At 39.6% G+C, this 20,880-nt stretch carries 22 protein-coding genes; 21 read left to right on the top strand and 1 reads right to left on the bottom strand.

Features of this window, described 5'->3' with window-relative positions; translation table 11 throughout:
• Positions 1 to 52 precede the first annotated feature (52 nt).
• The 17 genes from QM911_RS02720 to QM911_RS02800 all read left to right on the top strand — a co-directional run bounded on the left by QM911_RS02720 (position 53) and on the right by QM911_RS02800 (position 12,839).
• Positions 53 to 1,213: an ABC transporter substrate-binding protein gene (locus QM911_RS02720; protein WP_316108577.1), complete on the top strand. Its 1,161-nt coding sequence runs from the start codon at positions 53 to 55 to the stop codon at positions 1,211 to 1,213.
• A gap of 115 nt (positions 1,214 to 1,328) precedes the next feature.
• Positions 1,329 to 2,198, top strand: coding sequence for a branched-chain amino acid ABC transporter permease (locus QM911_RS02725; protein ID WP_000941435.1), 870 nt, complete (start codon positions 1,329 to 1,331; stop codon positions 2,196 to 2,198).
• Positions 2,199 to 2,201: 3 nt separating this feature from the next.
• Positions 2,202 to 3,158, top strand: coding sequence for a branched-chain amino acid ABC transporter permease (locus QM911_RS02730; RefSeq protein WP_316108576.1), 957 nt, complete (start codon positions 2,202 to 2,204; stop codon positions 3,156 to 3,158).
• Positions 3,158 to 3,922, top strand: coding sequence for an ABC transporter ATP-binding protein (locus QM911_RS02735; RefSeq protein WP_049503117.1), 765 nt, complete (start codon positions 3,158 to 3,160; stop codon positions 3,920 to 3,922). Before QM911_RS02730 ends, QM911_RS02735 begins: the two co-directional genes overlap by 1 nt.
• A complete protein-coding gene (locus QM911_RS02740; RefSeq protein ID WP_045763246.1) occupies positions 3,922 to 4,632 on the top strand; it encodes an ABC transporter ATP-binding protein in 711 nt (236 codons plus the stop codon). The genes QM911_RS02735 and QM911_RS02740 overlap by 1 nt, the downstream gene beginning before the upstream one ends.
• Positions 4,633 to 4,932: 300 nt before the next feature.
• Complete coding sequence (locus QM911_RS02745) at positions 4,933 to 5,589, top strand: CBS domain-containing protein (RefSeq protein WP_049530662.1); 657 nt, start codon at positions 4,933 to 4,935, stop codon at positions 5,587 to 5,589.
• Positions 5,590 to 5,717: 128 nt separating this feature from the next.
• Entirely contained in the window at positions 5,718 to 6,008 is a 291-nt protein-coding gene (rpsF, locus tag QM911_RS02750; protein WP_001151786.1) for a 30S ribosomal protein S6, read from the top strand.
• 11 nt (positions 6,009 to 6,019) lie between these two features.
• Positions 6,020 to 6,490 (top strand): single-stranded DNA-binding protein SsbA, encoded by a 471-nt coding sequence (ssbA, locus tag QM911_RS02755; RefSeq protein ID WP_414313039.1) that lies wholly within the window; start codon positions 6,020 to 6,022, stop codon positions 6,488 to 6,490.
• Positions 6,491 to 6,522: 32 nt separating this feature from the next.
• Complete coding sequence (rpsR, locus tag QM911_RS02760) at positions 6,523 to 6,762, top strand: 30S ribosomal protein S18 (protein WP_000068664.1); 240 nt, start codon at positions 6,523 to 6,525, stop codon at positions 6,760 to 6,762.
• A gap of 272 nt (positions 6,763 to 7,034) precedes the next feature.
• Positions 7,035 to 7,634, top strand: coding sequence for a GNAT family N-acetyltransferase (locus QM911_RS02765; protein WP_414313040.1), 600 nt, complete (start codon positions 7,035 to 7,037; stop codon positions 7,632 to 7,634).
• Positions 7,619 to 9,019 (top strand): bifunctional Cof-type HAD-IIB family hydrolase/peptidylprolyl isomerase, encoded by a 1,401-nt coding sequence (locus tag QM911_RS02770; protein WP_414313041.1) that lies wholly within the window; start codon positions 7,619 to 7,621, stop codon positions 9,017 to 9,019. The genes QM911_RS02765 and QM911_RS02770 overlap by 16 nt, the downstream gene beginning before the upstream one ends.
• 1 nt (position 9,020) lies before the next feature.
• Entirely contained in the window at positions 9,021 to 9,383 is a 363-nt protein-coding gene (locus QM911_RS02775) for a S1 RNA-binding domain-containing protein (RefSeq protein WP_000689622.1), read from the top strand.
• Positions 9,384 to 9,433: 50 nt separating this feature from the next.
• Positions 9,434 to 10,180, top strand: a complete 747-nt coding sequence (locus QM911_RS02780) for a tRNA1(Val) (adenine(37)-N6)-methyltransferase (RefSeq protein ID WP_414313042.1) — start codon at positions 9,434 to 9,436, stop codon at positions 10,178 to 10,180.
• The gene (locus tag QM911_RS02785; protein ID WP_414282849.1) at positions 10,170 to 10,466 is read left to right on the top strand and encodes a GIY-YIG nuclease family protein; all 297 of its coding nucleotides are present in this window, start codon (positions 10,170 to 10,172) and stop codon (positions 10,464 to 10,466) included. Before QM911_RS02780 ends, QM911_RS02785 begins: the two co-directional genes overlap by 11 nt.
• Positions 10,467 to 10,689: 223 nt before the next feature.
• On the top strand, positions 10,690 to 11,625 hold the full coding sequence (locus tag QM911_RS02790) for a manganese-dependent inorganic pyrophosphatase (protein ID WP_414313043.1): 936 nt from the start codon (positions 10,690 to 10,692) through the stop codon (positions 11,623 to 11,625).
• 70 nt (positions 11,626 to 11,695) lie between these two features.
• Positions 11,696 to 12,208 (top strand): YiiX/YebB-like N1pC/P60 family cysteine hydrolase, encoded by a 513-nt coding sequence (locus tag QM911_RS02795; protein WP_414313044.1) that lies wholly within the window; start codon positions 11,696 to 11,698, stop codon positions 12,206 to 12,208.
• Positions 12,192 to 12,839, top strand: a complete 648-nt coding sequence (locus QM911_RS02800) for a DUF1803 domain-containing protein (RefSeq protein WP_414313045.1) — start codon at positions 12,192 to 12,194, stop codon at positions 12,837 to 12,839. The genes QM911_RS02795 and QM911_RS02800 overlap by 17 nt, the downstream gene beginning before the upstream one ends.
• A 41-nt stretch (positions 12,840 to 12,880) precedes the next feature.
• On the opposite strand, the gene QM911_RS02805 is transcribed toward QM911_RS02800, so the two are convergent.
• On the bottom strand, positions 12,881 to 14,326 hold the full coding sequence (locus QM911_RS02805; protein ID WP_414313046.1) for a UDP-N-acetylmuramoyl-L-alanyl-D-glutamate--L-lysine ligase: 1,446 nt from the start codon (positions 14,324 to 14,326) through the stop codon (positions 12,881 to 12,883).
• A gap of 103 nt (positions 14,327 to 14,429) precedes the next feature.
• Between QM911_RS02805 and QM911_RS02810 the strand changes: the two genes are divergently transcribed.
• The 4 genes from QM911_RS02810 (at position 14,430) to QM911_RS02825 (ending at position 20,623) form a co-directional block, all read left to right on the top strand.
• Positions 14,430 to 16,052, top strand: a complete 1,623-nt coding sequence (locus QM911_RS02810) for a putative polysaccharide biosynthesis protein (RefSeq protein WP_414313047.1) — start codon at positions 14,430 to 14,432, stop codon at positions 16,050 to 16,052.
• 201 nt (positions 16,053 to 16,253) lie between these two features.
• Positions 16,254 to 18,212 (top strand): peptide ABC transporter substrate-binding protein, encoded by a 1,959-nt coding sequence (locus QM911_RS02815; RefSeq protein WP_414313048.1) that lies wholly within the window; start codon positions 16,254 to 16,256, stop codon positions 18,210 to 18,212.
• Between the two features lie 145 nt (positions 18,213 to 18,357).
• A complete protein-coding gene (locus QM911_RS02820) occupies positions 18,358 to 19,452 on the top strand; it encodes a cystathionine gamma-synthase (RefSeq protein WP_414313049.1) in 1,095 nt (364 codons plus the stop codon).
• 4 nt (positions 19,453 to 19,456) lie between these two features.
• The gene (locus QM911_RS02825) at positions 19,457 to 20,623 is read left to right on the top strand and encodes a MalY/PatB family protein (protein ID WP_414313050.1); all 1,167 of its coding nucleotides are present in this window, start codon (positions 19,457 to 19,459) and stop codon (positions 20,621 to 20,623) included.
• The last annotated feature ends 257 nt before the right edge of the window (positions 20,624 to 20,880 follow it).

Genomic DNA, 20,880 nt, shown 5'->3' on the forward strand with positions numbered 1-20,880 from the left:
TCGGTATATTCTTAACATGTAATTTAAATTAAGAAATTAAAAGGAGATAAACATGAAGAAAAAATTTGCCTTGTCACTTGTAGCTCTTGCAAGTGTGGCTGTTTTAGCAGCTTGTGGAGAAGTGAAGTCAGGAGCTTCAAACTCAACTGGTAACCCAGTGGATGAGAAAGTCGTTAAAATTGGTTTCAACTTTGAAGAAACTGGTGCTGTAGCATCTTACGGTACATCTGAACAAAAAGGTGCCCAACTTGCAGTTGATGAAATTAACGCAGCAGGTGGTATCGATGGAAAACAAATCGAAGTAGTAGACAAAGATAACAAATCTGAAACTGCTGAAGCTGCTTCAGTTTCAACAAACCTTGTTACTCAATCTAAAGTAGCAGCTATCGTAGGACCTGCAACTTCAGGTGCAACTGCAGCAGCAGTAGCAAATGCTACACAAGCTGGAGTTCCATTGATTTCTCCAAGTGCTACTCAAGATGGTTTGACAAAAGGTCAAGATTTCCTTTTCATCGGAACATTCCAAGATAGCTTCCAAGGGAAAATCATTTCTAACTATGTTACAAACAAGTTGAACGCTAAGAAAGTAGTCTTATATACAGATAACTCAAGTGACTACGCTAAAGGAATTGCAAAATCATTCCGTGATTCATTCTCAGGCGAAATCGTAGCAGATGAAACATTTGTATCAGGTGACACTGACTTCCAAGCAGCTTTGACAAAAATCAAAGATAAAGACTTTGATGCAATCGTATTGCCTGGTTACTACACAGAAGCTGGTAAAATTGTAAACCAAGCTCGTGGTATGGGAATTGATAAACCAATCATTGGTGGTGATGGATTCAACGGTGCAGAGTTTGTTCAACAAGCAACAGCTGAACGCGCATCAAATATCTACTTCATCTCAGGATTCTCAACTACTGTAGAGGTTTCAGATAAAGCAAAAGCCTTCCTTGAAGCTTACCGTGCAAAATACAACGAAGATCCTTCAACATTTTCAGCTCTTGCTTATGACTCAGTTTACCTTGTAGCTAATGCAGCAAAAGGGGCAAAAACTTCAGTTGATATCAAGAACAATCTTGCTAAAACACAAAACTTCGAAGGTGTTACAGGTCAAACAAGCTTTGATGCAGATCACAACACTGTGAAAACAGCCTTCATGATGACCATGAATAATGGTAAAGTAGAAGCGGCAGAAGTCGTAAAACCATAATTATAGATACAGGAAATGGGGAATGAGCTTTTACTCACTCCCTGTTTCAGTGTTTATGAAAGGATTATTTTTTTATAAAAATCCTAAAAAATAAAACTTAGAAAGAGTGAACCATATGCTTCAACAACTTGTCAATGGTCTAATCTTGGGGAGTGTATATGCGCTGCTAGCCCTAGGTTATACTATGGTTTATGGAATTATCAAGCTCATTAACTTTGCCCACGGTGATATTTATATGATGGGTGCTTTCATGGGTTATTTCTTGATTAATTCCTTGCAATTAAATTTCTTTGTTGCCTTGATCTTATCGATGATCGGTACTGCAATTCTCGGTGTTATCATTGAGTTCCTAGCTTATCGTCCATTACGTCATTCAACTCGTATCTCTGTACTGATTACAGCTATCGGGGTATCCTTCTTACTGGAGTATGGGATGGTCTATCTGGTAGGTGCCAATACACGTGCCTTTCCTCAAGCAATCCAAACAGTGCGTTATGATTTGGGACCAATCAGTCTAACAAATATTCAATTGTTGATTTTGACTGTCTCACTTGTTTTGATGGTTCTTCTACAACTCATCGTACAAAAAACTAAGATGGGGAAAGCCATGCGTGCCGTTTCTGTAGATAGTGATGCTGCTCAGCTGATGGGGATTAACGTGAACCGTACAATCAGTTTCACCTTTGCATTGGGTTCAGCTCTAGCTGGTGCAGCGGGTGTCTTGATTGCACTTTACTATAACTCTCTTGAACCATTGATGGGAATGACTCCAGGTATTAAATCATTTGTGGCTGCCGTTCTTGGTGGTATCGGAATTATCCCTGGTGCAGCTCTGGGTGGCTTTGTTATTGGTCTTTTAGAGACATTTGCTACCGCCTTCGGAATGTCAGATTTCCGTGATGCCATCGTGTATGGAATCTTGCTCTTAATCTTGATTGTTCGTCCAGCTGGTATCCTCGGTAAGAATGTGAAAGAGAAGGTGTAAACAATGAAAGAAAATTTAAAAGTTAATATTCTATGGTTATTCCTTTTGTTGCTTGGATATGGTTTGATTAGCCTATTGGTTTCAGTAGGAGTCTTGAACCTTTTCCATATTCAGATTATTGAACAAATCGGTATCAATATTATTCTAGCAGTAGGTCTTAACCTAATCGTTGGGTTCTCTGGTCAGTTTTCACTTGGACATGCTGGATTTATGGCTATTGGTGCCTATGCAGCAGCTATTATTGGTTCTAAATCTCCAACCTATGGTGCATTCTTTGGAGCTATGTTGCTCGGTGCTATCATTGCTGGTTTGGTTGCCTTGATCGTTGGAATTCCGACCCTACGTTTGAAAGGGGATTATCTCGCGGTTGCGACACTTGGTGTTGCTGAAATTATCCGTATTTTCATTATTAATGGTGGAAGCCTTACAAACGGTGCTGCTGGTATTTTGGGGATTCCTAACTTTACAACTTGGCAAATGGTATATTTCTTTGCTGTGATTACAACGATTGCCACTCTTAATTTCCTTCGTAGTCCTATCGGACGTTTAACCTTATCAGTTCGTGAAGATGAGATTGCTGCTGAGTCAGTAGGGGTCAATACTACAAAAATTAAAATCATTGCTTTTGTTTTTGGTGCTGTTACTGCAAGTATCGCAGGTACTCTTCAGTCAGGATTTATCGGATCAGTCGTACCAAAAGATTACACGTTTATCAACTCTATCAATGTCTTGATTATCGTTGTATTTGGTGGTTTAGGATCCATTACAGGGGCAATTGTTGCGGCGATCGTGCTTGGAATCTTGAACATGCTCCTTCAAGACGTGGCTAGCGTTCGTATGATTATCTATGCTTTGGCCTTGGTACTCGTTATGATCTTCAGACCAGGTGGTCTTCTTGGGACATGGGAATTGAGCCTATCACGTCTCTTTAAAAAAGGTAAGAAGGAGGGACAAAACTAATGGCATTACTTGAAGTAAAAAATTTAACCAAACATTTTGGTGGTCTGACAGCCGTTGGGGACGTCACTCTCGAATTGAACGAAGGTGAACTTGTTGGTTTGATTGGACCGAATGGTGCTGGGAAAACAACCCTCTTCAACTTGTTGACAGGTGTTTATGAACCAAGCGAAGGGACAGTAACCTTGGATGGTCACTTGTTAAATGGCAAGCAACCCTATAAAATCGCATCTCTTGGTTTAGGGCGTACCTTCCAAAATATCCGCCTTTTTAAGGACTTGACAGTTTTGGATAACGTTCTGATTGCATTTAGTAATCATCATAAACAACATGTTTTTGCAAGTTTCTTGCGCTTACCAGCTTTTTATAAGAATGAAAAAGAATTGAAAGCTAAAGCCTTAGAATTACTAAAAATCTTTGATTTGGATGGAGATGCTGAAACTCTAGCTAAAAATTTAGCCTATGGTCAACAACGTCGTTTGGAAATTGTTCGTGCTCTTGCTACAGAACCTAAAATCCTTTTCTTGGATGAGCCTGCAGCGGGTATGAATCCACAAGAAACTGCAGAATTGACTGAGTTGATTCGTCGCATCAAGGATGAATTCAATATTACTATTATGCTGATTGAACATGATATGAACTTGGTTATGGAAGTTACTGAGCGTATCTATGTTCTTGAGTACGGTCGTTTGATTGCTCATGGAACACCAGATGAAATCAAGAGTAATAAACGTGTTATCGAAGCTTATCTAGGAGGTGAAGCCTAATGTCTATGTTAAAAGTTGAAAACCTCTCAGTACACTACGGTATGATTCAAGCTGTACGTGATGTGAGCTTTGAAGTAAACGAAGGAGAAGTTGTTTCCCTTATCGGTGCCAACGGGGCTGGTAAAACAACCATCCTTCGTACCTTGTCAGGACTTGTTCGTCCAAGTTCTGGTAAAATTGAATTTTTGGGACAAGAAATCCAAAAGATGCCTGCACAAAAAATTGTGGCATCAGGACTTTCTCAAGTACCAGAAGGACGTCACGTCTTCCCTGGTTTGACAGTTATGGAAAACTTGGAGATGGGAGCTTTTCTTAAGAAAAATCGTGAAGAGAACCAAGCAAATCTGAAAAAAGTCTTTTCACGCTTCCCTCGTCTGGAAGAACGTAAAAACCAAGATGCAGCTACCCTTTCTGGTGGTGAGCAACAGATGCTTGCTATGGGACGTGCGCTTATGTCAACGCCTAAACTTCTTCTCTTAGATGAACCATCAATGGGGCTTGCACCAATTTTCATCCAAGAAATTTTTGATATCATTCAAGATATTCAAAAACAAGGTACAACTGTTCTTTTGATCGAGCAAAATGCCAATAAAGCACTAGCCATCGCAGATCGAGGCTATGTTCTTGAAACAGGTAAAATCGTTCTTTCAGGAACAGGTAAAGAACTCGCAGCATCAGACGAAGTCAGAAAAGCATATCTAGGTGGCTAAAACAATCCAGTGGATTGTTTTAGTCGGCAGATAAAGATTACGCCAGCAATCTACATTAGTCCGGGGGACCTTTTTAGTCGGCGGATAGAGATTGCTTGGCAATCATCAGAACCAGTGGATTGTTTTAGTTCGCGGGAAAGATTACCAAATAAATTACATAATCATAAGATTGAGGGCTCTAATCTAGGGCTCTTTTTATAGTATTTCAGAGTTTTCAGAATCTTGAAAAAGAGATGAAAGCGTTTGATTGATTTTCGTAAAAAGTGTATAATAAAGCTATAAACATAAAGGAGAATTCCTATGGCAGTTAAAGATTTTATGACACGAAAGGTCGTATATATTAGCCCAGATACGACTGTAGCACATGCAGCAGACTTGATGCGCGAACAAGGTTTGCATCGACTTCCTGTTATTGAAAATGATAAATTAGTTGGTCTAGTAACAGAAGGAACAATTGCTGAAGCCAGTCCGTCAAAAGCAACGAGTCTTTCAATCTTCGAGATGAATTACTTGCTCAATAAAACAAAAGTAAAGGACGTCATGATTCGTAATGTTGTAACTGTCTCCGGTTATGCAAGTTTGGAAGATGCAACCTACCTTATGCTGAAAAATAAGATTGGAATCTTGCCAGTTATTGATAATGGACAAGTCTATGGTGTCATTACCGACCGTGATGTTTTCAGAGCATTTCTTGAAATTTCTGGTTATGGCGAAGAGGGAATCCGTGTTCGTTTTATCACAGAAAATGAAGTTGGGGTACTTGGTAAGATTGTTTCTTTAATCGTTGAGGAAAATCTTAATATTTCTCATACTGTTAATATTCCACGTAAAGATGGTAAGATTGTTATCGAAGTTCAAATTGAGGGAACGGTTGATCTAGCTACCTTTAAACAGAAATTTGAATCTGAGAATATTCAGGTTGAAGAAATTACACAAACTTTAGCAAAAAAACTGTAAAAAATAAAATAGAAGCAGTTTTTACTTGCTAAAAAAATTTTTTTCTAGTATAATAATTTATTGTGAGCAAACCTCACTTACCCCTTGCAATGTCTTGGGGTCATTAGACCAAAAGGAGGAACATATCAATGGCTAAATACGAAATTCTTTATATCATTCGTCCAAACATTGAAGAAGAAGCGAAAAACGCTTTGGTAGCACGTTTTGACTCTATCTTGACTGACAACGGTGCAACTGTTGTTGAATCAAAAACATGGGAAAAACGTCGTCTTGCATACGAAATCCAAGATTTCCGCGAAGGACTTTACCACATCGTTAACGTTGAAGCAAATGATGATGCAGCTCTTAAAGAGTTTGACCGTCTTTCAAAAATCAACGCTGACATTCTTCGTCACATGATCGTCAAAACTGACGCGTAAGAAGGTAGATTATGATTAACAATGTTGTACTTGTAGGGCGTATGACTCGTGACGCTGAGTTGCGTTATACCCCATCAAATGTAGCAGTTGCGACTTTTACTCTTGCAGTAAACCGTACATTTAAGAGTCAAAATGGCGAACGTGAGGCTGATTTTATCAATATCGTTATGTGGCGCCAACAGGCTGAAAATCTTGCTAATTGGGCTAAAAAAGGCTCACTTATCGGGGTGACAGGTCGTATTCAGACTCGTAGTTACGATAACCAGCAAGGACAACGTGTCTACGTGACGGAAGTCGTGGCTGAGAATTTCCAAATGTTGGAAAGCCGTAGTGTGCGTGAAGGACATACTGGTGGAGCTTATTCAGCGCCAAGTTCAAATTATTCAGCACCTACTCAATCAGTACCTGACTTTTCACGTGATGAAAATCCATTCGGAACAACGAATCCTTTGGATATTTCAGATGATGATTTACCATTCTAATGGACAATTAATACTATAAAGGAGAAAAAAACATGGCTCAACAACGTCGTGGCGGATTCAAACGCCGTAAAAAAGTTGATTACATCGCAGCAAACAAAATTGAATATGTTGATTACAAAGATACTGAGCTTCTTAGCCGTTTCGTTTCAGAACGTGGAAAAATCCTTCCTCGTCGTGTAACAGGAACTTCAGCTAAAAACCAACGTAAAGTAACAACAGCTATCAAACGCGCTCGCGTAATGGCTTTGATGCCTTTCGTAAACGAAGATTAAAGAAAAGACCCTTTCGGGTCTTTTTTTCACGAGCATAGAAATGTGAAAGCGAGTTGAGGTCCGGGTGGACCTCTTTTTCATGAGCCCGAAAATAAGAAAGCGAATTAAGACCCGGTTGGGTCTTTTTTCAGGTCCAGTGGCCCTCTTTTTCATGAGCTTGAAAACAAGAAAGCGATTTAAAACCCGGTTGGGTCTTTTTTCAAGAGATAGTTTTTTTCTGACCTTGGCGTGCTATAATGGTAATAGAAAGAGTAAAGGTGGGTAAGTCAAAGATGAATTGTACGATTAGAAATATGATTAAGTCTGATATTGAATCCTTATCTCATGGATTTATGAATCAAGGTTGGCCTGGTAGAGAGGAAATTTTGGCTAGATATTTTCTGGAACAGGAAAGTGGGGAGAGAGAAGTCTTAGTTGCAGAGATTGATGGTGCTGTAGCGGGCTACGTTACCATTTTGCCCTCTGCTAAACATGGTCCTTTTGCAGAAGTCTATCCAGAATTATCAGATTTTAATGTGTTTGAGCCTTTTCGAAATCAAGGAGTTGGGAATCAACTGCTAGAAGAAGCAGAAAAACGAGTCAAGTTTGTTTCGAGTAAGGTCACTCTTGGTGTAGGTTTGCACTTAGGCTATGGCCCTGCCCAGAGATTGTATATCAGACGGGGCTACATTCCAGATGGGACAGGTGTCTGGTATCGAAATCAACCCTTGGAAATGAATGCAACTAGCCAAAATAATGATGATTTGGTTTTGTATCTAGTAAAGGAATTCGGACAAGAGACAAGGATTTTATTGGGGATGTGGGATTCCTCTACTTTATGGTATAATGGAAAGAGTGAATTGAAGGAGGTAATGAGATGGATGCGAAATTAAGATATAAGGCAAAAAAAATAAAGATTGTTTTTTTTGATATTGATGATACTTTGCGAAACTCAAAGACTGGTTTTATCCCAACCTCAATTCCAACAGTATTTCAACAATTACGTGAAAAAGGTATTTTGACTGGGATTGCGACTGGTCGTGGGATTTTCGGTGTCGTGCCAGAGATTCGCGAGCTTAAACCTGACTTTTTTGTTACTCTGAATGGTGCCTATATTGAGGATAAAAAAGGCAATGTGATTGATAGTAACAAAATCTCTAAAGATAAGGTTGAAACCTATATTGCTTGGACTAAGGAAGTGGGGATTGACTATGGTTTAGTTGGTAGTCATACTGCTAAACTCTCCACTAGAACTGAGTTGATTAGTGAGGCCATTGATCCAATTTATCCTGACTTGGATGTTGATCCTGATTTTTATGAAAAAGAAGACATCTATCAGATGTGGACTTTTGAGGATCAGGGAGATGACCTGACTTTGCCTGAAAGTTTAGCATCGACTTTGCGTATGGTACGCTGGCATGAACATTCGTCAGATGTGGTACCAATTTCAGGTTCAAAAGCAGCTGGTGTAGCAAAAGTTGTAGAACATTTAGGTTTTAAACCTGAGAATGTCATGGTCTTTGGGGATGGACTGAACGATTTGGAGCTTTTTGATTATGCAGGTATCAGCATTGCCATGGGAAATTCTCATGAAAAAATCAAAGAAAAAGCAGATTATATTGCAAAAACATTAGAAGAAGATGGCATTTTTAATGCCTTAGAAAGATTTGGTATGGTAGAAAAAGAATTATATTTGCCACAAGTAGACATTGAAACAGTAGAAGGCCCGATTGCGACTATTAAGACCAATCATGGAGACTTGCGTATTAAGCTTTTCCCTGAGCATGCACCAAAAACAGTTGCCAACTTTATTGCTCTGTCTAAAGACGGTTACTATGATGGTGTCATTTTCCATCGTATTATCAAGGACTTTATGATTCAAGGTGGAGACCCAACTGGAACTGGTATGGGTGGCGAATCAATCTATGGTGAGTCATTTGAGGACGAGTTTTCAGAAGAACTTTACAATATCCGTGGAGCCCTTTCTATGGCTAATGCTGGACCAAATACAAACGGTAGCCAGTTCTTTATCGTGCAGAACCAACACTTGCCATACTCTAAGAAAGAAATTGCTCGTGGTGGTTGGCCAGAGCCAATTGCGGAAATTTATGCGGAACAAGGTGGAACTCCTCATCTAGACCGTCGTCATACTGTATTCGGTCAACTTGCGGATGAAGCTTCTTATGAAGTTCTGGATGCAATTGCAGGTGTAGAAACAGGTGCAATGGACAAGCCAGTTGAAGATGTCGTTATCGAAACGATTGAAATCGAGGACTAGGATGAAAATAGGTGATAAGCTAACAGGGCGAATTACAGGGATTCAGTCTTATGGAGCCTTTGTGGAGTTAGAGACTGGTATCACAGGCTTGATTCATATTTCTGAAATTCGTACAGGATTTATTGAGAATATCTATGATGTACTGAAAATCGGTGAAGAAGTTCAAGTCCAGGTTGTCGATTTGGACGAGTATACAGGTAAAGCAAGTCTTTCTATTCGGACTTTGGAAGAAGAGAAACATCAATTACCGAGACGGAGACGTTTTTCAAGTGACCGTGTCAAATACGGATTTGCTCCTTTGGCTCGCATGATGCCTATCTGGACCAAGGAAGCCATCTCTAATCTAAATAAGAAAAAGTCTTAATTGATTTTTTTCTCTCTTGCAATGTTAATATAGTTTGTTATAATGGAAGTATGGTAGAAGAATTATTAAAATCAGGAGAGAGAATCAATCAGCTCTTTTCTACAGATATCAAGATTATTCAAAATAGAGAGGTTTTCAGCTATTCGGTGGATAGTGTACTCTTGTCACGCTTTCCTCGCTTTCCTAAAAATGGCTTGATAGTGGATTTTTGTGCGGGTAATGGAGCTGTTGGACTTTTTGCCAGTAGTCGCACTAAGGCGAAAATTCTGTCTGTTGAAATCCAGGAACGATTGGCGGATATGGCAGACCGGTCAGTCCGATTAAATGGCTTAGAAGAACAGATGCAGGTCATTTGTGATGATTTGAAAAATATGCCTGCTTACATTCAGGGGAGTAAGGTTGATTTGATTTTATGCAACCCTCCCTATTTTAAGGTAGATCCTCATTCTAACTTAAATGAGAGCGAGCACTATCTCTTGGCGCGGCATGAAGTCGCAACCAATCTGGAGGAAATCTGTCGCAGTGCTCAAAGTATTCTCAAGTCTAATGGGCGTTTGGCAATGGTTCATCGTCCTGATCGATTATTAGATATCTTAGATACGCTCCAACAGCATAATTTGGCTCCAAAACGTCTGCAATTTGTTTACCCTAAACGGGAGAAGGAAGCCAATATGCTTTTGATTGAGGCTATTAAGGACGGCTCCACTAGTGGTTTTAAGGTTTTACCACCACTCATTGTTCATAATAGTGATGGTACTTATACACAAGAAATTCAAGAGATTTACTATGGATCATAAGGCTTACATGTATGTGGTAGAGTGTTGTGATGGTACCTACTATACTGGCTATACAACGGATGTCAAAAAAAGAATCGCCGTTCACAATAGTGGTAAGGGAGCCAAGTACACACGAGCTCGGTTGCCAGTAAAACTTATCTATGTAGAAGGTTTCGATAGTAAAGAAGAAGCCATGTCAGCCGAAGCGCTTCTAAAACGTAAGAAGAGGCCACAGAAGGAAAGATTTTTATTTGAAAACCAAGATAGAAATTTACTCATACTCAATGAAAATCAAAGAGCAAACTAGGAAGCTAGCCGTAGGTTGCTCAAAGCACTGCTTTGAGGTTGTAGATAAGACTGACGAAGTCAGTCACATATATAATCCAAGGCGAAGCTGACGTGGTTTGAAGAGATTTTCGAAGAGTATCAGTCATTTTGAAGAGTAGAGGGGAGTTCTTTGACTCCTCTTACTTTTGTCAAAAATTGAAAAAAATGCTACAATAGAGTGAATAAAGAAACGAGGTATTATCATGTCTAAGATTCTAGTATTTGGTCACCAAAATCCAGATTCAGATGCCATCGGGTCATCTGTAGCCTTTGCCTATCTTGCAAAAGAAGCTTATGGCTTGGATACAGAAGCGGTGGCTCTTGGAACTCCAAATGAAGAAACAGCTTTCGTATTGAACTATTTTGGTTTGGAAGCACCGCGCGTGATCACATCAGCTAAAGCAGAAGGTGCAGAACAAGTCATCTTAACAGACCACAATGAATTCCAACAATCTGTATCAGATATCGCTGAAGTAGAAGTTTATGGTGTTGTAGATCACCACCGTGTTGCTAATTTTGAAACTGCAAGCCCACTATACATGCGTTTGGAGCCTGTTGGATCAGCATCTTCTATCGTTTACCGCATGTTCAAAGAACATGGTGTAGCTGTGCCAAAAGAAATTGCAGGTTTGATGCTTTCAGGTTTGATTTCAGATACCCTTCTTTTGAAATCTCCAACAACACACCCATCTGATAAGGTGATTGCGCCTGAATTGGCTGAATTAGCTGGTGTGAACTTGGAAGAATACGGTCTTGCAATGCTCAAGGCTGGTACAAATTTGGCAAGCAAGTCAGCAGAAGAATTGATCGACATCGATGCAAAGACTTTTGAATTGAACGGTAACAACGTACGTGTTGCCCAAGTGAATACAGTTGATATTGCTGAAGTCTTGGAACGCCAAGCTGAAATCGAAGCAGCCATCCAAGCCGCAAATACAGCAAATGGCTACTCTGACTTTGTCTTGATGATCACAGATATCGTTAACTCAAACTCAGAAATCCTTGCACTTGGTGCCAACATGGACAAGGTGGAAGCAGCCTTTAACTTCAAACTTGAAAACAACCATGCTTTCCTTCCAGGTGCTGTTTCACGTAAGAAACAAGTGGTACCACAATTGACAGAAAGCTTTAATGCTTAATTGTAATATAAAAATGGGGATACCCATTGTTAAAAAGGAGTCAAGACTCCTTTTTTGCTAGGAGAGAAGTATGTTAGAAAATGGCGATTTGATTTTTGTGAAAGATGATTCGGATATAGGACAGGCCATCCAGGAATCTACTGGTCACTATAGCCATGTGGCCATCTTTTTGGACGGACAGGTTTATCATGCAACGGTTGAAGGTGGTGTCATTGCACAATTACCTGAAGATTTCTTTGAAGCTGAGAAAGTATATGACCTTTATCGCTATCCAAAAATGGATCAAAAAGAAGTCAAAAAGCTGGCAGAGAGCCTTTTAGGGGCTCCCTACAATGCCCCCTTTTATCCCGACGGAGCTGGTTTTTACTGTTCTCAGTTTGTAGCAGAAATTCTTCCTATTTTTGAGACCATTCCCATGAAGTTTGGGGATAATACACAGGAAATCAGTGATTTCTGGAGAGAATATTATCAAGATTTGGGGCTTCCTGTACCTCTGAATCAGCCTGGCACTAATCCGAGTCAATTAGCAGCATCACCACTTTTAGTTTGTAAAGAAAGGAATCTTCATGATTCAGATTTTTAATCCATCTCGTTTGACGCGACAGCCATTCTTTAAGGATTTGGTTGACTATCTTGATCAACATTCGGATGTCATTTTAAGACAAATTAAGGCACATTTTCCAGAAGTTCCAGTTGACAAGCTCTTGGAGGAATACATTAAGGCGGGTTTGATTTTGAGAGAAAATAAACGCTATTATCTCAATCTTCCCTTTCTAGAATCTACAGAATCTCTTGAACTGGACCAAGAAGTCTTTGTGAGAGATAATAGCCCAATCTATCAAGAAATCCTGGAGAAACATTTTCAGACCGAATTGCGCAATCAAACCAATGCAGCAATCTTAAAAGAATATACCGATTTTGCAAGAGAAAAGATGACACTGTCTAACTATTTTTATAAGGTCAAGCATCAGTATCCTTTGACGGAAGAACAGCAGGCGCTCTATGGAATTTTAGGAGATGTCAACCCTGAGTATGCCCTTAAGTATATGACTACTTTTTTGCTCAAGTTTCTTAAGAAAGATCAACTCATGCAGAAACGACGTGATATCTTTGTTGATAGTTTAGTCTTATTAGGCTACATCGTTCAAAAGGAAGATCGGAAATATGAGTTAGCTGTCGAATTTGATAAAGAAAGACTCATCTTTATAAAATAATAGAAGAAGGCTAGGAAATTTCCTAGCCTTCTTTAAATATACTATAGATAACGTTCTGCAACAGCAGCATCACCTGGATAGTCTTCTTTCTTACCTTGGATGATTTGGTAGCAGTCAGCTCCTTTACCAGCGATAATGACAGCATCCAGTTCTTGACCTGTAACAGACATCGCAGCCTTGATAGCTTGCTCACGGTCAGCAATCTTTTCAACAGGATGATGAATATAGCTACTGATTTCATCTGCAATAGCCATTGGATCTTCGTGGTTTGGATCATCAGCCGTTAGAAAGACTTGAATTTCAGGGTGCTGATTGAGAAGAAGTCCAAAGTCCTTACGACGGCTTTCTCCCTTGTTTCCAGTTGAGCCAAGTACTAGAGCAATTTTTCCAGTCTGATGTGTTTCAACCACAGAGATTAGTTTTTTAAGACTGTCACCATTGTGGGCGTAGTCGATGAACACTTTTGCGCCATTTTTCTGAGTGAGAACTTCCATACGACCAGGGACACGAGTAGACGCAATCCCTTTTTTGATATCTTCAAGACTAGCACCTAAACGAAGACAGGCAAGTCCAGCAGCGACTGCATTTTCTTGGTTGAAATGTCCAATCAACTGGATATCATAGTCTCCTGCTAATTTACCAGTAGCTGAGAAGCTAAAGGCTTTGGAGTTTTCGATCTGGTTATTTGACTGGCTACCGTAGAAGTCATGCTCTTGGTTCACAACTTGTTCTTTCAGAACAGAGAAGTGGTCCATATCGCTATTAATGACAACTGCTCGGCTATTTTTCATCAAGAGACGCTTGTGGTAGAAGTAGTCTTCAAAGGTTGGATGCTCAATAGGACCAATATGGTCAGGACTGATATTGAGAAAAACTCCTACATCGAAAGTGAGACCGTAGACTCGTTTAACCAAGTAGGCTTGGCTGGAAACTTCCATAATAAGGTGTGTTCTTCCATGCTTAACAGCCTGTGCCATCATATCAAAGAGGTCGATACTTTCAGGAGTTGTCAGAGCAGACTTGAAGAAAGTTTTACCGTCCAAGGTAGTATTCATTGTTGACAACATAGCTGGACGATGTTGCTGATTTAAGATATTGTAAGCGAAGTAAGCTGCCGTAGTTTTTCCTTTAGTACCAGTGAAAGCAAGTAATTTTAATTTCTCCTGAGGGTTACCATAAAATTCCATGGCAATCAAACTCATGGCCTTCTTAATATCGCTAACGACGATAACAGGAATGCCTACTTCATAATCCTGCTCAGCTACGTACCAACCAAGCCCTTGTGCAATAGCTGAAAACAGATATTCTTTTTTAAAGGCAGCTCCTTTTGCAAAAAATAGAGTATTTTCTTTGGTTGTTCGGCTATCGTAACTGATGTTGTCAAAAATAACATCGTTGTAGTTGTAGTGGTAATGTCCTTGGTCGATAATCTCACGGAAGAGACCATCTTTCTTTAAAATATCTAATATAGTTTCAATCTTTATCATACTTTCTATTGTAAACCGAAAGTCTGAATTTTACAAGTAACAAGGAAAAGTTTATAATGGAAGATAAGGAACATTTCCGTTATTAAAATTGAATGAGGAAGTTATGTCTAACGAAAATAATCATCAGCAGGCCCAGATGTTACGCGGAACTGCCTGGCTAACGGCTAGTAACTTTATCAGTCGCCTGCTCGGGGCCATTTACATCATCCCTTGGTATATCTGGATGGGGACTTATGCTGCTAAGGCTAATGGTCTCTTTACTATGGGTTACAATATCTATGCTTGGTTCTTGTTAATTTCGACAGCGGGTATTCCTGTTGCAGTCGCTAAGCAGGTCGCTAAATACAATACCATGCATGAGGAAGAGCATAGTTTTGCCCTGATTCGAAGCTTCTTAGGCTTTATGACGGTATTGGGACTTGCCTTTGCTTTGATCTTATATCTCTTTGCACCTTGGTTGGCAGATCTTTCGGGTGTCGGGAAGGATTTGATTCCCATTATGCAGAGTCTAGCTTGGGCTGTCTTGATTTTCCCGTCTATGAGTGTTATCCGTGGATTTTTCCAAGGGATGAATAATCTCAAGCCTTATGCCATGAGTCAAATCGCTGAGCAAGTTATCCGAGTTATTTGGATGCTCTTAGCAACCTTTATCATCATGAAGCTTGGTTCGGGAGACTATCTAGCAGCAGTCACCCAGTCTACCTTTGCAGCCTTTGTGGGAATGGTAGCTAGTTTTGCAGTCTTACTTTATTTCCTCTATAAAGAAGGAATGCTTCAAAAAGTCTTTGAAACACGAGATAAGATTGATAGCAAACATCTGTTACTGGATACGATTAAGGAAGCTATTCCTTTTATCATAACAGGTTCAGCTATTCAACTCTTCCAAATCTTAGACCAGATGACCTTTATCAATAGTATGAAGTGGTTTACCAACTACAATAATGAAGATTTAGTTGTCATGTTTTCTTATTTCTCTGCCAATCCTAATAAAATCACCATGATTCTCATTTCTGTTGGAGTTTCGATTGGTAGTGTGGGATTACCACTTTTAACTGAGAACTATGTCAAGAGGGATTTGCCAGCAGCTTCTCGCTTAGTGCAAGATAGTATTACCATGCTTTTCCTATTCCTCTTACCTGCAACGGTTGGAGTAGTCATGGTAGGTGAACCACTCTATACAGTCTTTTACGGTAAGCCAGATGGCTTGGCTATGGGCTTATTTATCTTTGCGGTCTTGCAATCAACAATTCTAGGCTTGTACATGGTCTTGTCACCAATGCTTCAGGCTATGTTCCGTAACCGTAAGGCAGTCTTGTATTTTGTTTATGGCTCAATTGCTAAGATTGTTTTACAATTACCATCAATAGCGCTTTTTCATAGTTATGGTCCTCTCATTTCAACGACTATCGGTCTTATCATTCCAATTGTTTTGATGTATCGCGAAATCTGTCAGATTACAGGAGTTCGTCGAAAGATCATCCTTAAACGAACCAGCCTAGTGACTATTTTAACTCTTGTCATGTTTATTCTGGTAGGCTTCTTACAATGGATGATAGGATTTGTCTTCCAACCAACTGGACGTTTCTGGAGTTTCATTTATGTCGCTCTAATCGGAACAATCGGTGGAGGACTCTACGGATTCATGAGTCTCTATACTCGTCTCTTAGATAAGGTTATTGGACAGGCAAAAGCTGACCAGTTACGAGCACGATTAAAATTATCATAATGCTTTATAAATAAAATGAATAATTTGAACTTTTCTATCCGAAAAAGTTTAAATTGTTCATTTTTTTATTTAAAAAATAGGATAAAATATAAAATTAGTAGAAAAAAATCTATAATTTGGTAAAAATTAGATAAAATTGCTTGACTAAAAAAAACAATAGCTGTATAATGATACAAATATTTAAATTTGGAGGTTCTGGAAATGAAAAAGTCTAAGGCAAAATATCTGACGCTGGCAGGCCTTGCCCTAAGTGCCGGTCTACTATTGGCGGCTTGTAGCAACTCAGCTAGTTCAACTAAAACATACAACTATGTCTATTCTAGCGATCCGTCTAGTTTGAACTATCTTGCAGAAAACCGTGCAACAACCAATGACATCGTTACCAATTTGGTAGATGGGTTGATGGAAAATGACCAATACGGTAACTACGTTCCATCCTTGGCAGAAGATTGGACTGTTTCTCAGGACGGTTTGACATACACTTATAAACTTCGTAAAGATGCTAAGTGGTATACCTCTGAAGGTGAAGAATATGCTCCAGTAACTGCCCAAGATTTTGTAACTGGTTTGAAATATGCAGCTGATAAAAAATCCGAAGCTTTGTACCTCGTACAAGATTCTGTTGCTGGTTTGGGTGACTATATCAACGGAAAAAACAAGGACTTTTCAACCGTTGGAGTTAAGGCGATTGACGACCAAACAGTTCAGTACACTTTGACACGACCAGAATCTTATTGGAATTCTAAAACAACATCAACCATTCTCTTCCCTGTCAATGCAGACTTCCTGAAATCAAAAGGGGACGACTTTGGTAAGGTAGACCCTTCTAGCATTTTGTACAATGGACCTTTCTTGATGAAATCCTTTGTTTCAAAATCTGTTATCGAGTTCAAGAAAAATCCCAACTACTGGGATGAAAAAAATGTCTTTGTGGATGATGTGAAATTGGCCTATTATGATGGTAGTGACCAAGATGCACTAGCACGTAACTTTGTAGAAGGAGTCTATAGCTACGCGCGTCTCTATCCAAATAGCTCAAGCTTTGAAGGAATTAAAGAGAAGAACAAGGATAACATCATCTATAGTATGCAAAATGCAACTTCTTATTACTTGAACTTCAACTTGGACAGAAAATCTTATAACTTCACGTCTAAGTCCTCAGATATTGAAAAGAAATCAACCCAAGAAGCAGTTCTGAATAAAAACTTCCGTCAAGCCTTCAACTATGCATACAACCGTACAGCCTATGGAGCACAATCTCAAGGGGAGGACGGAGCAACGAAGATTATTCGTAACCTAGTTGTACCTCCAACATTTGTAAGTATCAACGGAAAAGACTTTGGCGATGTTGTTTCAGAAAAGATGGTCAACTATGGCCAAGAATGGCAAGGAATCAACTTTGCAGATGCACAAGACCCATACTACAATCCTGATAAAGCTAAGGCTAAATTTGCGGAAGCCAAGAAAGAATTGGAAGCTAAGGGTGTGCAATTCCCAATCCACTTGGATGTATCAGTTGACCAATCAGCTAAAAAAGGTGTACTTGAAGCAAGCTCTTTGAAACAATCCATCGAATCTGTTCTAGGAGCTGAGAATGTGGTTATCGATATTCAACAATTATCAACAGACGACTTCGATAATTCTAGCTACCTAGCTCAAACTGCAGCTCAAAAAGACTTTGATATCTATAATGGCGGTTGGAGTGCGGACTACTTGGATCCATCAAGCTATCTAGATATCCTAAATGTCAATAACGGTGGTATGTTGCAAAACATTGGTCTAGAACCAGGTGAGGTCAATGACAAGGCTAAGGCAGTTGGTCTGGATACTTACACTCAAATGCTAGAAGAAGCGAACAAGGAGCAAGAACCAGCAAAACGTTATGAAAAATATGCTGAAGTTCAAGCTTGGCTCGTTGATAGCGCCCTTGCTATTCCGAACGTTTCTCAAGGTGGAACACCGACCTTGAGAAAGACAGTTCCATTCTCATCGCCATTCTCACAAGCAGGAAATAAGGGTGTCGAATCATACAAATATCTCAAGTTGCAAGATAAGACTGTAACGGCTGATGAGTATGAAAAAGCTAAAGAAAAATGGCTGAAAGAAAAAGAGGAATCTAATAAAAAAGCCCAAGAAGAATTAGCAAAACACGTTAAATAATCAGTCTATTCAACAGGAAAAACGATAGTTTCTCAGGAAGCTATCGTTTTTGTATAGTTTGAAACTATAACTAGCTCTTGAAAACAAGAAAACGAAGGATCCCAAATAAGTGGTACAATAGTTACTATAGATTTGGAGGTATTGTATGAGTAAATCATTTCACATCAACACAATTTTAGCACAAGCAGGGATCAAGTCTGATGAGGCAACAGGTGCTTTGGTTACACCAATTCACTTTTCAACGACTTATCAGCACCCAGAATTTGGTCAATCAACTGGATTTGACTATACCCGCACTAAAAACCCAACTCGTAGCAAGGCAGAGGAAGTCTTAGCAGCTATTGAATCAGCCCACTATGCTCTAGCAACTAGTTCAGGTATGTCTGCGATTGTGTTGGCCTTTAGTGTCTTCCCAGTAGGAAGCAAGGTTTTGGCTGTCCGTGATCTTTACGGTGGTTCTTTCCGCTGGTTCAATCAAGTGGAACAGGAAGGTCGTTTCAACTTTACCTATGCCAACACAGAAGAAGAGTTGATTGCTGAGCTAGAAAAGGATGTGGATGTACTTTATATCGAAACACCAACCAACCCTTTGATGTTGGAATTTGATATTGAAAAATTGTCAACATTAGCTCATGCTAAGGGTGCTAAAGTTGTCGTGGACAATACCTTCTACAGTCCAATCTATCAACGTCCAATTGAAGACGGGGCAGATATCGTCCTTCATTCAGCGACAAAATACCTTGCAGGTCATAATGATGTTCTAGCTGGTGTAGTTGTGACAGATAGTGCTGATTTATACGAAAAACTCTTTTACAATCTCAACACAACAGGGGCTGTTTTGTCACCATTTGATAGTTATCAATTGATTCGTGGTCTTAAAACCTTGTCACTTCGTATGGAGCGCTCAACAGCTAATGCTCAAGAGATCGTAGCCTTTTTGGAACAATCGCCTGCTGTCAAAGAAGTTTTGTATACAGGACGTGGGGGAATGATTTCTTTTAAAGTAGCAGATGAGAAGCGTATTCCTCATATCTTAAATACCTTGAAAGTATTCTCTTTCGCTGAAAGCCTGGGTGGTGTAGAAAGTCTGATTACCTACCCAACCACTCAAACCCATGCCGATATTCCAGCAGAAGTGCGCCATTCTTATGGTTTGACAGATGACCTTTTGCGTTTGTCAATCGGGATTGAGGATGTTAGAGATTTGATTGAAGACTTGCGTCAAGCCTTGGAAGGATAAAACTATGGGAAAATATGATTTTACGACCTTGCCCAATCGTTTTGGACATCATACCTACAAATGGAAAGAAGCAGAGACTGACCGAGAAGTATTGCCAGCCTGGATTGCTGATATGGACTTTGAAGTGTTACCTGAGATTCGTCAGACTGTTCATGACTATGCTGAGCAATTAGTCTATGGCTATACCTATGCTAGTGATGGGTTGATTGAAGCTGTTCAAAATTGGGAGGAAAAACAGCACGGTTATCGCTTTGATAAGGATGCCCTAGTCTTTATCGAAGGAGTAGTACCTGCCATTTCAACAGCCATTCAAGCCTTCACCAAGGAAGGCCAAGCAGTCCTCATTAACACACCGGTTTATCCTCCTTTTGCTCGGAGCATTAAGCTCAATAATCGTAAACTAATCACCAACTCTCTAGTAGAAAAAGACGGACTTTTTGAGATTGACTTTGATCAATTAGAGAGAGACTTTGTCGAAGAGGATGTGAAACTCTATGTTCTCTGCAACCCTCATAATCCTGGTGGACGTGTTTGGGAGAAGGAAGTCTTAGAGAAGATTGGACAACTTTGTCAAAAACATGGAGTTTTGTTGGTGTCTGATGAGATTCACCAAGATTTGGCCTTGTTTGGAAACAAGCACCAGTCATTCAATACGGTAAATGAAGATTTCAAAGAATTCTCACTCATTTTAAGCAGCGCTACTAAGACCTTCAACATTGCTGGAACAAAGAATTCCTATGCCATTATTGAAAATCCAAAGTTGAGACTTGCTTTCCAAAAACGCCAGCTGGCTAATAATCAACATGAAATCTCAGGGTTGGGATATTTGGCAACAGAAGCTGCCTATCGCTATGGTGAAGATTGGTTAACAGAACTCAAAGAACTGATTGAGAAACACATCAATTATGTCGTCGATGTGTTTGGGAAAGAAACTAAAATTAAGGTCATGAAACCTCAAGGGACCTATCTCATTTGGCTTGATTTTTCAGCCTACGATATTAGTGATGAAGAATTAAGAAGCCTCTTAAGAGACGAAGCCAAGGTTATCCTGAACAGAGGCTTGGACTTTGGTGAAGAAGGAGCCCTCCACGCTCGCTTAAATGTAGCCATGCCGACATCTGTCTTGGAAGAAGTTTGCCAACGAATCATTGCTACTTTTTCAAATCATTAAAAACGCTAAATTCCCAAACTAACTTCCATCGCCAATAAAAGTGGAAGTTAGTCTGATAAAAATCGTAAAAACCAGTGGAAATCCGTGTCAGGGTAAGTTCCACTGGTTTTACTAATGTTTGATTTCATCATTTTTGTAGCCGAAAAGAATCGAAAAAAAGAGCGCACAAAATCCTCTCATCTGAAAGCGTTTCAGATTAAGTTCCGCTATGGTGGAAGTTAGTGTGAGACGTTTGAATGGGGTTGAAGGTTAGTTTT

Origin of the sequence: Streptococcus infantis, assembly GCF_047460825.1 — a bacterium.
Taxonomy (GTDB): Bacteria; Bacillota; Bacilli; order Lactobacillales; family Streptococcaceae; genus Streptococcus; species Streptococcus infantis_V.

Bases quoted from the DNA above. Each gene is read 5' to 3' on its own strand.
- QM911_RS02720 (WP_316108577.1), top strand. From the start codon at position 53: ATGAAGAAAAAATTTGCCTTGTCACTTGTAGCTCTTGCAAGTGTGGCT.
- QM911_RS02725 (WP_000941435.1), top strand. From the start codon at position 1,329: ATGCTTCAACAACTTGTCAATGGTCTAATCTTGGGGAGTGTATATGCG.
- QM911_RS02730 (WP_316108576.1), top strand. From the start codon at position 2,202: ATGAAAGAAAATTTAAAAGTTAATATTCTATGGTTATTCCTTTTGTTG.
- QM911_RS02735 (WP_049503117.1), top strand. From the start codon at position 3,158: ATGGCATTACTTGAAGTAAAAAATTTAACCAAACATTTTGGTGGTCTG.
- QM911_RS02740 (WP_045763246.1), top strand. From the start codon at position 3,922: ATGTCTATGTTAAAAGTTGAAAACCTCTCAGTACACTACGGTATGATT.
- QM911_RS02745 (WP_049530662.1), top strand. From the start codon at position 4,933: ATGGCAGTTAAAGATTTTATGACACGAAAGGTCGTATATATTAGCCCA.
- rpsF (WP_001151786.1), top strand. From the start codon at position 5,718: ATGGCTAAATACGAAATTCTTTATATCATTCGTCCAAACATTGAAGAA.
- ssbA (WP_414313039.1), top strand. From the start codon at position 6,020: ATGATTAACAATGTTGTACTTGTAGGGCGTATGACTCGTGACGCTGAG.
- rpsR (WP_000068664.1), top strand. From the start codon at position 6,523: ATGGCTCAACAACGTCGTGGCGGATTCAAACGCCGTAAAAAAGTTGAT.
- QM911_RS02765 (WP_414313040.1), top strand. From the start codon at position 7,035: ATGAATTGTACGATTAGAAATATGATTAAGTCTGATATTGAATCCTTA.
- QM911_RS02770 (WP_414313041.1), top strand. From the start codon at position 7,619: ATGGATGCGAAATTAAGATATAAGGCAAAAAAAATAAAGATTGTTTTT.
- QM911_RS02775 (WP_000689622.1), top strand. From the start codon at position 9,021: ATGAAAATAGGTGATAAGCTAACAGGGCGAATTACAGGGATTCAGTCT.
- QM911_RS02780 (WP_414313042.1), top strand. From the start codon at position 9,434: ATGGTAGAAGAATTATTAAAATCAGGAGAGAGAATCAATCAGCTCTTT.
- QM911_RS02785 (WP_414282849.1), top strand. From the start codon at position 10,170: ATGGATCATAAGGCTTACATGTATGTGGTAGAGTGTTGTGATGGTACC.
- QM911_RS02790 (WP_414313043.1), top strand. From the start codon at position 10,690: ATGTCTAAGATTCTAGTATTTGGTCACCAAAATCCAGATTCAGATGCC.
- QM911_RS02795 (WP_414313044.1), top strand. From the start codon at position 11,696: ATGTTAGAAAATGGCGATTTGATTTTTGTGAAAGATGATTCGGATATA.
- QM911_RS02800 (WP_414313045.1), top strand. From the start codon at position 12,192: ATGATTCAGATTTTTAATCCATCTCGTTTGACGCGACAGCCATTCTTT.
- QM911_RS02805 (WP_414313046.1), bottom strand. From the start codon at position 14,326: ATGATAAAGATTGAAACTATATTAGATATTTTAAAGAAAGATGGTCTC.
- QM911_RS02810 (WP_414313047.1), top strand. From the start codon at position 14,430: ATGTCTAACGAAAATAATCATCAGCAGGCCCAGATGTTACGCGGAACT.
- QM911_RS02815 (WP_414313048.1), top strand. From the start codon at position 16,254: ATGAAAAAGTCTAAGGCAAAATATCTGACGCTGGCAGGCCTTGCCCTA.
- QM911_RS02820 (WP_414313049.1), top strand. From the start codon at position 18,358: ATGAGTAAATCATTTCACATCAACACAATTTTAGCACAAGCAGGGATC.
- QM911_RS02825 (WP_414313050.1), top strand. From the start codon at position 19,457: ATGGGAAAATATGATTTTACGACCTTGCCCAATCGTTTTGGACATCAT.